Genomic DNA, 12,259 nt, shown 5'->3' on the forward strand with positions numbered 1-12,259 from the left:
CGGGCCGCGTCGGCGGGGCGTTCCCCGGTGACGGGACTTTGCTGATCGGCGCCGTCGGCCGGTTCGGCGACTCCGGTCCCGGGCACGACTCCGGTTCCGGGCACGCGGGGCTCCTCTCCCCCGGTCCCGCTCATGACGGCCTCCGGAGCGAGACGAGGTCCGACAGCTCGCGGTCGGTGAGCTCCGTCAGGGACGCCTCGCCGGAGCCGAGGATCGCGTCGGCGAGGGCCCGCTTCGCTTCGAGCATCTCGGCGATCCGGTCCTCGACCGTGCCCTCGGTGATGAGCCGGTGCACCTGGACGGGCTGGGTCTGGCCGATGCGGTAGGCGCGGTCGGTGGCCTGCTCCTCGACGGCGGGGTTCCACCAGCGGTCGAAGTGGACGACATGGCCGGCGCGGGTGAGGTTCAGACCCGTGCCGGCGGCCTTGAGCGACAGCACCAGGACGGGGGTCTCCCCGCTCTGGAAGCGGTCCACCATGTGTTCGCGGTCGGCGACCGGCGTACCGCCGTGCAGGAGTTCGACCGGGACGGCGCGGGCGGTCAGATGGGCCGTGATGAGGCGGGCCATGCCGACGTACTGCGTGAAGACGATCGCCGAGCCGTCCTCGGCGAGCAGGGTGTCCAGCAGCTCGTCGAGCAGGGCCAGTTTGCCCGAACGGGAGGGGGCCCCCTGTGCGGCGGCCCGCGCGTCCTCCTTCAGGAACAGGGCCGGGTGGTCGCAGATCTGTTTGAGGGAGGTCAGCAGCTTGAGGACCAGTCCCCGGCGGGCGATGCCGTCGGTGGTCTCGATCGCCAGCAGGGACTCACGGACCACCGCCTCGTACAGGGAGGCCTGTTCGCGGGTGAGCGGGACGGGGTGGTCCGTCTCCGTCTTCGGCGGGAGTTCGGGGACGATGCCGGGGTCGGACTTCTTGCGGCGGAGCAGGAACGGGCGGATCAGCCGGGCGAGCCGGGCCACGGCCTCCTCGTCCTCGCCGTTCTCCACGGCGCGCGCGTGCCGGGCGCGGAAGGACTTGAGGGGGCCGAGCAGACCCGGGGTCGTCCAGTCCAGCAGCGCCCACAGTTCGGAGAGGTTGTTCTCCACGGGTGTGCCGGTGAGCGCGACGCGCGCGGGGGCCGGGATCGTGCGCAGGGCCTTCGCCGTCGCCGAGTACGGGTTCTTGACGTGCTGCGCCTCGTCCGCGACGACCATGCCCCAGCGCTGTTCGGCGAGGTGGGCGGCGGCCGAACGCATCGTGCCGTACGTGGTGAGGACGAAGCCGCCGTCGAGACCGTCGAGGGTGCGGTCGGGGCCGTGGAACCGGCGCACGGGGACGCCGGGCGCGAAACGGGTGATCTCCCGCTGCCAGTTGCCGAGGAGCGACGCGGGGCAGACCACCAGCGTCGGTTCGCCGCGGGCCCGCTTCAGGTGGAGCGCGATGAGTGTGACGGTCTTGCCGAGGCCCATGTCGTCGGCGAGGCAGCCGCCGAGGCCGAGGGAGGTCATGAGGTCCAGCCAGGCGAGCCCGCGGAGCTGGTAGTCCCGCAGGCGCGCGTCCAGGCCGGGCGGGGGCTCGACGGGGGTCACGCCCGCCGTGAGGCGGTCGCGCAGGGTGGCGAGGGCCCCGACCGGGACCGCCTCGACGGTCTCCCCGTCGACCTCCGCGGTTCCGGAGAGCGCGACGGACAGGGCGTCCACCGGGTCGAGCAGGCCCAGTTCACGCTTGCGGGCCTTGCGGACCAGGGCGGGGTCGACCAGGACCCACTGGTCGCGCAGCCGCACGACCGGCCGGTGGGCCTCGGCCAGCGCGTCCATCTCCGCCTCGCTGAGCGGATCTCCGCCGAGGGCCAACTGCCAGCGGAACTGGAGGAGTTCCTCGCTCTCGAAGAATCCGGTCCCGTCGGTCGCCGAACCGGGCGCGGGACGTACCACCGCGGCGGCGCTCAGGTCGTGCGCCAGGTCCCGGGGCCAGTGCACGGCGACACCGGCGGCGCCGAGCCGGGTCGCCACGACCCCGAGCAGGTCCGACAGCTCGTCCTCGGAGAGGGCGAGCACATCGGGCACGTCCTGTTCGGACAGTCGGTCGAGGGGTGGCCAGACCCGGGCGGCGCGACGGACGGCGAGGGCGGCGTCGACGCGGGCGCGGGGTCCGAACACCGTGTCGGCGTCCCCGGCCCACAGGGCGGCCGCGTCGACGACGAGGGTGGGGTCGGCGAGGCTGTGCACCTGGACGACGGCGGCGCCCGCGCGCCGCGCTCCCTCGCCGTCGTCGAAGAGCTGGTGGGCGGAGAGGTCCAGGCGCAGCGAGATCCGTACGCCCGCGTCCATGCCGGCGGCGACCTCGGCGGCCCAGTCGTGGGCGCCGGTGAGCCGCTGCGGCTCCCGGGCCGCGAAGGGTTTGCCGCAGGTGTGGGGCGCGGCGGGGGTGCGGGGCAGGGTGTCGGCGACGGCGTCCAGGAAGGACCGCACCAGGGCTTCCGGTTCGGGCAGCCGGACCGGCCCCCTGCCGGGCAGGGGAACGGCGTGTCCCTCGTACGGGAGGGCCGCGGCGACGGACCGCAGGTGGGCGATGTCTTCCGGGTTCAGGGGACCCGCGCGCCAGGCGTCGAAGCCGTCGGGGGTGAGCCCCGGCAGCAGGCGGCCGCGGGCGACGAGGCGCAGCGCGTGCAGCGCGGCGGCGCCCCAGCACACGGTGGCGGGATGGGCTCCGGGGTCACGCCGCGCCCCCGCGAGCACGGGCAGGGCTTCGCCGACGGAGAGGACCAGGGCGGGGACGGTGCTCCTGCGGACGCCCGTGCCGTGCGGCCGTACGACCGTCAGTTCCGTGTGCTCGCGCGCGGACGCCCGCGTGCCGGGCGGCGTCGCTCCGCCGGGGTGCTCCCCCGGCCGCGGGCCGTCCCCGTCGTCCTCGGCGGGCAGGGGTTCGCCTCGCGGGTCCCAGAACGCGACGCGTCCTTCGCGGGGCAGCGTCGCGGGCAGGAAGACGGCGGCGAGCCGCGCGGAGGGCGCCAGGCCGGCCGGCGGCCGCGTGAGGTCCCGCGGCCGGGGATCCGCCGTGGACGCGGAGGGTGCCCATGCCGAAGGCGCGCCCGCGGAAGGCACCCGCGCGGTCACCACTTCCGCCGTGTCCCGCATACGCCCGGTCACCTCCCGCCCGTCGGTCGAATCAGTTGTCCTCGACTCTACGGGCGGGGTCTGACAATCGGCTCCCAGGGCCTCGGCGGGCGGCGTGGGACCCGTCCGGGCCGGGCCGGACCGCGCGGAACCGAGGTACGGGCTCGTGGGCGGGACGGGCTACGGAATCGTGCGCGAGACGATGTACACCATGGGGTGGGCCGTCTGGGAACCGTTCACGACGATGTCCTGGGTGGGCGCGGGATCCTTCTGCTTGTGCACGAGTCCCCACCAGGGGCCGGGGCCCGTGAAGTCCCACCCGACGACCTTCTGATTGCGGTCGCTGATGGTGATGTGGTCCTTCTTCAGGGCGGAACGGCTCGTGCCGACGCCCTTGAGGAAGGCGTCGAGACCCGCCTGGGTGGTGCCGAACTGGACGTACAGCCGGCTGGTCTTCCAGTTGTTCGTCTCGTAGTACGCGACGTCGGTCGATTTGCCGGGGATCGGCACCTGGTAGAGGCGGCGCTGGACGCGCGAGGGCCAGCCCGAGGTGAGGCCGGTCGCCGAGTACTTCTCCTCCTTGTCCTTGCCGCTGTTGCGGCTCTGGTCGGCGGAGATCACCAGGTAACCGGCCGGTACGCCGATGAGCAGCACGATGATCAGCAGGGTCAGCGCGCGGCGGCGGAACTTGTGGCGCGGGTCCTCGGGCGGTCGCCGGGGCTCGTCCGGGGATGTCGCCTGACGAGGGAGCGAGGCGGTCACCGCGACTCCTGCTGCGTCGTGCGGCGGGTCTCGGCGTAGCGCTCGTACCGCTCGTAGCGCTCCACGCGGCGCCGCTTGGCGCGCCGGAACCGGCGGGCGACGAGCCGCGCGAGGTCGGCGGCCCCGACCATGCCGGCCTCGGGGCCGAGCTGGGCGCGCGCGATCCGTGCCTCGGGGCGGTAGCCGCGGCCCGTGAGGTGCCGGCGGAAGGCGTCGCGGGCGGGTCCGATCAGCAGGTCGTCGGCCGCGCTCACACCGCCGCCGATGACGAAGCAGGAGGGGTCCAGGGCGGCGGCCAGGTTGGCGATGCCGACGCCGAGCCACTGCCCGATGTCCTGGAGGAGCTCGACGCACATGGCGTCGCCCTCGCGTGCCAGCTCGGTGATCATCGGGCCGGTGATGTCCCCGATGTTGCCCTTGACGTGCTCGATGATCCCGAAGGCCACCGGGGAGTCGGCCGCGGCGAGTTCACGGGCCTCGCGGACGAGCGCGTTGCCGGAGCTGTACTGCTCCCAGCAGCCGCGGTTGCCGCACGGGCAGCGGTGGCCGCCGGGCACGACCTGCATGTGGCCGAACTCTCCGGCGACCCCGAACTTGCCGCGCTTGACCTGGCCGTCCTCCAGGATCGCGCCCCCGATACCGGTGCCGAGCGTGATCATCACGAGGTGGTCCTCGCCGCGTCCGGCGCCGAAGCGCCACTCGGCCCAGGCGGCGGCGTTGGCGTCGTTGTCGACCAGGACCGGCACCGCGAGCCGCCCGGCGAGGCGGTCGCGCAGCGGTTCGTTGCGCCAGGACAGGTGGGGGGCGAACAGGATGCGGCTGCGCTCGGCGTCGACCCAGCCGGCCGCGCCGATGCCGACGGCGTGCACGTCGTGCCGGTCGGAGAGGTCCAGCACCAGCTCGACGATGGTGTCCTCGACGACCTTGGGGCTCTTGGACTTGTCCGGCGTCTCGGCGCGGACCTTCTCCAGGATGTTGCCGTCGGCGTCCACCACACCCGCCATCACCTTCGTGCCACCGATGTCGATGCCGACGGTGGGGACGCGGGGTGCCGTCAGATGGGAACGGCGCTCGCGTGTGCCCACGGTCCGCAGGACGGTGGCCCGCGCGGAGCCGATGGGGGTGCCCCCCGCGCGAGCGGAGCCGAGAGCTCGGGGCAGCGCGAGGTCGCGGTAGGTGCTCATCGCGCCGATTCTGCCTTACGCCGCACCGGGGCCGCACCGTGGAAGCGCGGTGACCCATGTGACCTGTGGGCCGTCTGTGGCCTGTTCCGGCCGGCCCGCGCGGGCGTCCGGGTCACGGTCCCGCGCCCCTCACAGGGCACGGTTCTCCAGCTCGTGCCGCAGGTCGTCCAGCTCGCTCCCGCCCGCCATCTGGCGCGTCAGCTCGTCCAGTGTGATCCCGTCCCGGGCGTAGCTGCCCGACATGGTGCCGCGCTTCAGCAGGACGAAACGATCACCCACTAGATAGGCGTGATGCGGATTGTGGGTGATGAACACAACACCCAGTCCGGCGTCTCGTGCGGCGGCCACATATTTGAGGACCACACCGGACTGTTTCACGCCGAGGGCGGCGGTGGGCTCGTCGAGCACGAGGACCTTGGCGCCGAAATGGACGGCGCGGGCGATCGCCACGCACTGGCGCTCACCTCCGGAGAGGGTGCCGATCGGCTGGTCGACGTCGCGCAGGTCGATGCCCATCCGCAGGAGTTCCGCGTGGGTCGTGCGCCGCATGTGGTCGACGTCGAGGTGCTTGAACGGGCCGAAGCCCTTCCGCGGCTCGGAGCCGAGGAAGAAGTTCCGCCAGACCGGCATCAGCGGGACGACGGCGAGGTCCTGGTAGACGGTGGCGATACCGCGGTCCAGTGCCTGACGCGGGGACGACAGCCGGGTCTCCTCGCCCTCGACGCGCAGGATGCCCCCGTCGTGCTGATGACGACCCGCGATGATCTTGATGAGGGTGGACTTGCCCGCGCCGTTGTCGCCGAGCACACAGGTGATCTCACCCGCGTGGACCTCCAGCGAGACACCTTCGAGGGCGCGGATGTTGCCGTAGTACTTGCTGACGTCGTCGAGTTCGACGAGCGCCGGACGCTCCACGGCGGCGGGTTCCCCGGTCATGTCGCTCTCCGTCGTCACTTCGTCGCCTCCGCGCGCTTGCGGACCCAGTGGTTGAGCAGGGTCGCGAGGAGCAGCATCACGCCCAGGAAGAACTTGAACCAGTCCGGGTTCCATTCGGCGAAGACGATGCCCTTGCTGACCATGCCGAAGATCAGCGCGCCCACGGCGGCGCCGATCGCGGAGCCGTAGCCGCCGGTGATCAGACAGCCGCCGATGACGGCCGCGATGATGTAGATCAGTTCGTTGCCGACGCCCTCGCCGGACTGCACGACGTCGAACGAGAACAGCAGATGCTGGCCGGAGATCCAGGCGCCGAAGGCGACGCCCATGTAGAGGCCGATCTTGGTCTTGTCGACCGGGACGCCGACCGCGCGGGCCGCCTCCTCGCCGCCGCCGACGGCGTAGATCCAGTTGCCGACGCGGGTGCGCAGCAGGATCCAGGTGGCCACGGCGACCAGGACCAGCCACCACAGGATGGTGATCTTGAAGTCGACGCCGCCGATGGTGATCGTCGAGGCGAAGACGTCCTTGGCGGAGGAGAAGCCCTCCATGTCGGAGATCGACTTGGTGGAGACCGTGCCGCTGATCAGCTTGGTGAAGCCGAGGTTCATGCCGGTCAGCATCAGGAAGGTGCCGAGCGTGATGATGAAACTCGGCGGGTCGGTACGGGTCAGCATGACGCCGTTGAAGACGCCGATCGCGAGGGTGGCGAACAGCGAGACGAACACGCCGACCCAGACGTTCGCCGTCATCTGGTAGCTGAACATCGACGAGATCAGCGCGGAGCTGGTCACCATGACGCCCGCGGAGAGGTCGAACTCGCCGCCGATCATCAGCAGCGCGACCGGGACGGCCATGATGCCGATGGTCGAGGCCGCGTACAGGACGGTGCTGAGGCTCGCGGCCCGTACGAAACTGTCCGCGAAGACCGCGAAGAAGAGGAAGACCGCGACGGCGCCGACCACGGAGCCCAGCTCGGGGCGGCTCAGCAGCTTGCGCAGCGGCGAGGTCTTCAGGAGGCGCTCGTCGGTCTCGGGGCCGGGCGCCGACGCGGGTGCCGTGGCGGTCATCGGGTCCCCCGGTCCGCGTACCGCTGCAGCTCGGCGGCCTGGTCCTTGGTGATGATCTGCGGTCCGGTCAGGACGGGCCTGCCGCCGCCGAGGACGTCGGCGTTGTACCTGTGGAGCCAGAGCAGGTCCACGGCCTCGTAGCCCTGGAGCCAGGGCTGCTGGTCGACGGCGAAGCCGAGGGTGCCGTCCTTGAGTTCGGCGGCGACCTTGGCGTTCAGGTCGAAGGTGTCGATCTCGGCCTCGCTGCCCGCGTCCTGCCTGGCCTTGACCGCGGTGTCCGCGAAGGGCGCGCCGAGCGTGACGACCGAGTCGATCGACTTGTCGGCCTGGAGCTTGGCGCCGATGGAGGACTGGACGTCGGGCATGTTGGTGCCGGTGACGTAGAGGTTCTCCACGGTCCCGTCGAACGTCTTCCTCATACCCGCGCAGCGCTGCTCGTGCCCGACGTTGCCCTGCTCGTGCAGGACGCACAGGGCCTTCTCGCGGCCCCGCTCGTTCAGCTCGTCCCCGACGGCCTCACCGGCGATCGTCTCGTCCTGGCCGATGTGGGTGAGCGCGCCGAAGGCCTTGGACTCCGCGGAGCCGGAGTTCACCGTGATCACCGGGATGCCCGCCTTGCGGGCGCGCTCGACGGCGGCCTTCATGGCGTCGGGCTTGGCCAGCGTGACGATGATGCCGTCGACCTTCTTGTCGACGGCGGCGTCCACGAGCTGCGCCTGCTGCTGGGCCTCGTCGTCGTGCGAGTACAGGAAGTTGATGTTGTCCTTGACGGCGGCCTGCTTGGCGCCGTTCTGGACGATGTCCCAGAAGGTGTCGCCGTCTCCCGAGTGGGTGATCATCGCGAAGGTCCACCGGGGCGTGTTCACCGCGGCCCTGCCCTGGGCCGCCGCCGCCTTGCGGGCGTCCTCGGCTCGCTTTCCCCCGGTGCTGCTGCATCCCGCGAGGGACACTGTCAGCGCCCCCGCCAGCGCGATGCCCACCCAGGTCCGTGTCCGTGCCACGAGGCCGTGCCCTTCTTGCCGTGCTCTTGGTGTGCCGGGCCGTGAGGACCGGCCCGGGGGCCCTCCCGCGGGCCCTCGAGGGCCGGTTTCGTACCGGCCCAAACGGCCAAGTATCGATCATTGGGATCATCCGCCCAAATCACGGCTCCCGCGCGCGGCAGGACGGGCCTCGACGACGCTCGACGGCCGTGCGGAAGACAGACCGTCGGGTCAGGGGCGTACGAGGAGCTGGAACTCGAAGGAGTAGCGCGAGGCGCGGTAGATGTGGGAGCCGAACTCGACGGCGCGGCCGGTGTCGTCGAAGGTGGTGCGCTGCATGGTGAGCACGGGTGCCCCGGCCGGCTCGTCGAGCCGCTCGCCCTCGTCCGCGCTGGCCGCGCGGGCGCCGACGGACTGGCGGGCGCTGTGGAGGGTGATGCCGGCCCCGCGCATCAGCCGGTACAGGCCGGTGGCCTCCATGCGCTCGTTGTCGAGTTCCAGCAGCTCGGGGGGCAGGAAGTTGCAGAGGTACGCCATCGGCTCACCGTGCGCGAGACGCAGTCGTTCGACACGGTGGACCTCGCTGCCCTCGGTCACCCCGAGGGCGGCCGCGACCTCGGTGGACGCCGGTTCGACGGTGTTGACGACCACCTGGGTCTCGGGGCGCTGGCCGGCCGACTCCAGATCGTCGTAGAGGCTGCTGAGTTCCAGGGGGCGCTTGACCTGGCTGTGCACGACCTGGGTGCCGACGCCCCGGCGCCGTACGAGGAGCCCCTTGTCGACGAGGGACTGGATGGCCTGGCGGACCGTGGGGCGGGACAGACCGAGCCGCGCGGCGAGCTCGATCTCGTTGCCGAGCAGACTTCCCGGGGTCAGCGCTCCGTGCTCGATGGCGGCCTCGAGCTGCTGCGACAGCTGGAAGTACAGCGGGACCGGACTGGTGCGGTCGACACTGAGCTGGAGCGACACGGTCGGATCCACAACTGGTTTGGCCACGGATCGAGCGTAGCTCCGGGAGATGTTGACGGGAAGTTGTGAAGTTCGATTGTCCGGACAAACCATTGACAGTGTGACGGGTCGCCCCTCAGTTTGTTCCCATGCGCATCGGACTCATCGGAGCGGGCCGTATCGGCACATTTCATGCGGCCACTCTCAGCCGCAACCGTGAGGTCGGCGGCTCTCTCATCGTCACGGACGCGGATCCCGCACGGGCTCAGCGGCTGGCGGACCGGCTGGGCGCGACGGCGGCGCCCACCGTGAACGAGATCTTCACCTGGGGCGTGGACGCGGTGGTCATCACGGCCGCCACCTCGGCCCACGCCGAACTGATCGGCCGGGCGGCACGCTCCGGGCTCCCGGTCTTCTGCGAGAAGCCCATAGCGCTCGATCTGGCGGGGACGCTGACGGCGCTCGCCGAGGTGGATGCCGCCGGAACGGTTCTGCAGATGGGATTCCAGCGCCGCTTCGACGTGGGCTACACGGCCGCCCGCGAGGCGGTGCGCTCGGGCCGGCTCGGCCGGCTGCACACCGTACGCGCGATGACGTCGGACCAGTCGCCGCCCCCGGCCGACTACCTCCCGCTCTCCGGAGGGCTCTACCGCGACTGCCTGATCCACGACTTCGACATGCTGCGCTGGGTCAGCGGCCGCGAGGTCGTCCAGGTGTACGCGACCGGCTCCGACGCCGGGCCCCCGATGTTCCGCGAGGCGAACGACATCGACACCGGGGCGGCCGTCCTCACCTTCGACGACGGCATGCTCGCGACGGCGACGGCCACCCGCATGAACGGCGCGGGCTACGACGTCCGCATGGAGCTCTCGGGCGAGCTGGACCAGATCGCCGTCGGCCTGGACGACCGTACGCCGATCGCCTCGACCGAACCTGCCGGACCGCCGCCCGCGGACAAACCGTGGACGGGCTTCCTGGAACGCTTCGGCCCCGCTTACGAGGCGGAGCTCGCCGCGTTCGTGGAGGTGGTCCGCGGCGAGCGCGCCAACCCCTGCGACGGCCGCGAGGCACTGGAGGCGCTGCGCATCGCCGAGGCCTGCGAGCTGTCGCGGCGCGAGCGACGCGCGGTCTCCCCGGCGGAGATCCCGGGCGGCAGGCTCTGAGCCGGGGCGCGTACCGCGCCCCCGCTGACCCCCTTCCCCCGGCTCCCTCCCTCCGCCGCGAGGGGCAGGCGGAGGGCGGGGAGCGAGTGCGTCATCGCTGGCCGTCGAGGAGCCGGACCGCCGGGGTCTCGCGGCCGACCGCGAGCAGGCCGTCGCAGTGCTTGCACCTCACCTGGTGCGGCCGCACCAGGTTGGTCTGGATGCTGCCGGTCCCCGACTCCTTCGCCTCCGGGCAGTAGTAGGCGAGGTGCAGCCGAACCCAGGGGTGGCTGGTGGGCGCGGCGGCCTTCCGGTCGTCCCGGGTGTCGGTGAAGGGCGCCCACCAGAAGTCGACCAGGGCGCGGACCGCGAGCCGGTCCCGGCCGGTCGTCGTGTCGAACCCGGCGATCCTGCCCGCGGTGCGGTGGCTCTGGAATCCACTGCGGCTGCCGGAGCACTGGGCCTGCTCGGCGCCGCGCTCGAACACCGTGGTCCGCCCGGTCCGCTCGCAGATGAAGCAGTCGAGGGTGAACTCCAGCCGGGAGCGCCAGTAGAGCTGGTGGTGGGTATTCTCCAGGTCTGTCAGCTCCGCGGTGATCTCCGCCGTACGCAGCACGGGCAACGCTCCTTCCACGGCACCGGGCCGCTCACCAGCGCACCGGCATACGGCGCACACCTCGCATCAGCATGCCGGGCAGCCAGCCGCTCGGCGGTCCGTCGAGCGCCAGGTCCGGGCACCGCTCCAGCAGGGAGCGGAGAGCCACGTGGGCTTCGAGCCGGGCCAGTGGCGCGCCCAGACAGTAGTGGATGCCGTGACCGAAGGCGAGATGGCCGCGGGGCTCGCGCCGGAGGTCGAAGCGGTCGGGCTCCGGATAGCGCGCTGCGTCGCGGTCGGCCGCGGTGAGGCCTATCATCACCTCTTCCCCGGCCGCGATCGCCGTGCCGCCGATGTCGAGCGGCTCGGCGGCATAGCGGAAGGTCGCGTTCTCCACCGGCCCGTCGTGGCGCAGGGTCTCTTCGATGGTGCCGTCGAGGAGCGTCATGTCGGCCCGCAGGGCGGCGAGTTGGCCGGGATGGCCGAGCAGCGCCCGGACGGTGCCGGAGATCAGGTTGACCGTCGTCTCGTGTCCGGCCACGAGGAGCAGGAACGCCATACCGCGCAACTCCCGCGCGGAGAGCCGGTCACCGTCCTCCGCGGTGGTCCGGATGAGACCGCTGAGCAGGTCGTCCGTGGGACCCGCGCACCGCTTGTCCTCGATCAGGTCGCCCAGATACTCGGCCAGTTGGACGAAGGCCTTCTCCTCGCTCTCGGCGCTGGTGGGAGCCACCGTCTCCGTGGACAGCGCGCGGAACGCCGCCCGGTCCGGCTCGGGCACCCCGAGCAGCTCGCAGATGACGGTCAGCGGGAGCGGATAGGCGAAGGAATCGACGAGGTCGGCCCGCCCGCGCGGAAGCATCGCGTCGAGCAGCTCGTCGGTGATCTCCTGGATCCGCGGGCGCAGTGCCGCGACCCTCCGGCCGGTGAACTCGCCCGCGATCAGCGTCCGGAGCCGGGTGTGCTGCGGCGGGTCGGCGAACAGCATGTGCCGGCCGATCAGTTCCTCTCCGTGGAACACGAACCCCGCCGCGTCCGGGTTCTTGGCCAGCCGCGGGTCGGCGAGCGCGGCGCGCGCCTCCTCGTACCCGACGACGAGCCAGGTCTCGTGCGCCGCGTCCGGCGACGGCAGCCGCACCCTGTGCACAGGCCCGAGCGCGCGCAACTCGGCGTAGACCGGATGCGGATCCTCGGTGAACCGCGCTCCGTACTCCCCCAGATCGATCACGACTCTCCCTCCCGTCAACCCGCCCAACGCACGAGCGCCCTCACCAGTGCCCGACCCCGCTCCTCGAACGCCGAAAGGGCCGGATCTCGCCCCACCCCCGGTCCAGCGGACCCTGCAACCGGCTCTTCGCCCCCTCCGCCCCTACCTGACTCACCCCTGGGGCTCCGCCCCGGACCCCGCTCCTCAAACGCCGGAGGGGCTGAAAATCACGCCCGTGAGGGACGGCACCCAAGCCACCGCACACCCGCAGCCGGGATCCGGCGCGAGGGGACGTGCCGGTACATCGATGCCCGTCGCCACCGACGCCCACCCCTCACCCG

The 12,259-nt window shown here is 71.9% G+C and carries 10 protein-coding genes; 1 reads left to right on the forward strand and 9 read right to left on the reverse strand.

Features of this window, described 5'->3' with window-relative positions; translation table 11 throughout:
- Positions 1-130: 130 nt before the first annotated feature.
- The 7 genes from ACFYW9_RS30060 to ACFYW9_RS30090 form a co-directional block, all read right to left on the reverse strand.
- On the reverse strand, positions 131-3,115 hold the full coding sequence (locus ACFYW9_RS30060; protein WP_389156774.1) for an SNF2-related protein: 2,985 nt from the start codon (positions 3,113-3,115) through the stop codon (positions 131-133).
- A 159-nt stretch (positions 3,116-3,274) separates the two neighbouring features.
- The gene (locus ACFYW9_RS30065; protein WP_389156777.1) at positions 3,275-3,856 is read right to left on the reverse strand and encodes a sugar kinase; all 582 of its coding nucleotides are present in this window, start codon (positions 3,854-3,856) and stop codon (positions 3,275-3,277) included.
- Positions 3,853-5,040 carry an ROK family glucokinase gene (locus ACFYW9_RS30070; protein ID WP_328446601.1) on the reverse strand — a complete coding sequence of 396 codons (1,188 nt, stop codon included), beginning with the start codon at positions 5,038-5,040 and terminating at the stop codon, positions 3,853-3,855. The genes ACFYW9_RS30065 and ACFYW9_RS30070 overlap by 4 nt, the downstream gene beginning before the upstream one ends.
- Before the next feature lie 129 nt (positions 5,041-5,169).
- Entirely contained in the window at positions 5,170-5,976 is an 807-nt protein-coding gene (locus ACFYW9_RS30075) for an ATP-binding cassette domain-containing protein (protein WP_389156781.1), read from the reverse strand.
- A 14-nt stretch (positions 5,977-5,990) separates the two neighbouring features.
- Complete coding sequence (locus ACFYW9_RS30080; protein ID WP_389156784.1) at positions 5,991-7,046, reverse strand: ABC transporter permease; 1,056 nt, start codon at positions 7,044-7,046, stop codon at positions 5,991-5,993.
- Entirely contained in the window at positions 7,043-8,047 is a 1,005-nt protein-coding gene (locus ACFYW9_RS30085; RefSeq protein ID WP_389156788.1) for a sugar ABC transporter substrate-binding protein, read from the reverse strand. The genes ACFYW9_RS30080 and ACFYW9_RS30085 overlap by 4 nt, the downstream gene beginning before the upstream one ends.
- Positions 8,048-8,257: 210 nt before the next feature.
- A complete protein-coding gene (locus ACFYW9_RS30090; RefSeq protein ID WP_351862357.1) occupies positions 8,258-8,995 on the reverse strand; it encodes a GntR family transcriptional regulator in 738 nt (245 codons plus the stop codon).
- Between the two features lie 128 nt (positions 8,996-9,123).
- On the opposite strand from ACFYW9_RS30090, the gene ACFYW9_RS30095 reads away from it, so the two are divergent.
- The gene (locus ACFYW9_RS30095) at positions 9,124-10,137 is read left to right on the forward strand and encodes a Gfo/Idh/MocA family oxidoreductase (RefSeq protein ID WP_351862082.1); all 1,014 of its coding nucleotides are present in this window, start codon (positions 9,124-9,126) and stop codon (positions 10,135-10,137) included.
- A gap of 91 nt (positions 10,138-10,228) precedes the next feature.
- Here ACFYW9_RS30095 and ACFYW9_RS30100 read toward each other — a convergent pair whose 3' ends face one another.
- Both ACFYW9_RS30100 and ACFYW9_RS30105 read right to left on the reverse strand, forming a co-directional pair.
- The gene (locus ACFYW9_RS30100; RefSeq protein ID WP_389156791.1) at positions 10,229-10,732 is read right to left on the reverse strand and encodes a hypothetical protein; all 504 of its coding nucleotides are present in this window, start codon (positions 10,730-10,732) and stop codon (positions 10,229-10,231) included.
- A 31-nt stretch (positions 10,733-10,763) separates the two neighbouring features.
- Complete coding sequence (locus ACFYW9_RS30105; protein ID WP_389156794.1) at positions 10,764-11,939, reverse strand: cytochrome P450; 1,176 nt, start codon at positions 11,937-11,939, stop codon at positions 10,764-10,766.
- Positions 11,940-12,259 lie beyond the last annotated feature (320 nt).

This window comes from Streptomyces sp. NPDC002698 (assembly GCF_042888945.1).
Taxonomy (GTDB): Bacteria; Actinomycetota; Actinomycetes; order Streptomycetales; family Streptomycetaceae; genus Streptomyces.

Excerpts from the sequence above, each read along its gene's own strand:
- ACFYW9_RS30060 (WP_389156774.1), bottom strand. The coding sequence starts at position 3,115 with ATGCGGGACACGGCGGAAGTGGTGACCGCGCGGGTGCCTTCCGCGGGC.
- ACFYW9_RS30070 (WP_328446601.1), bottom strand. The coding sequence starts at position 5,040 with ATGAGCACCTACCGCGACCTCGCGCTGCCCCGAGCTCTCGGCTCCGCT.
- ACFYW9_RS30075 (WP_389156781.1), bottom strand. The coding sequence starts at position 5,976 with ATGACCGGGGAACCCGCCGCCGTGGAGCGTCCGGCGCTCGTCGAACTC.
- ACFYW9_RS30080 (WP_389156784.1), bottom strand. The coding sequence starts at position 7,046 with ATGACCGCCACGGCACCCGCGTCGGCGCCCGGCCCCGAGACCGACGAG.
- ACFYW9_RS30095 (WP_351862082.1), top strand. The coding sequence starts at position 9,124 with ATGCGCATCGGACTCATCGGAGCGGGCCGTATCGGCACATTTCATGCG.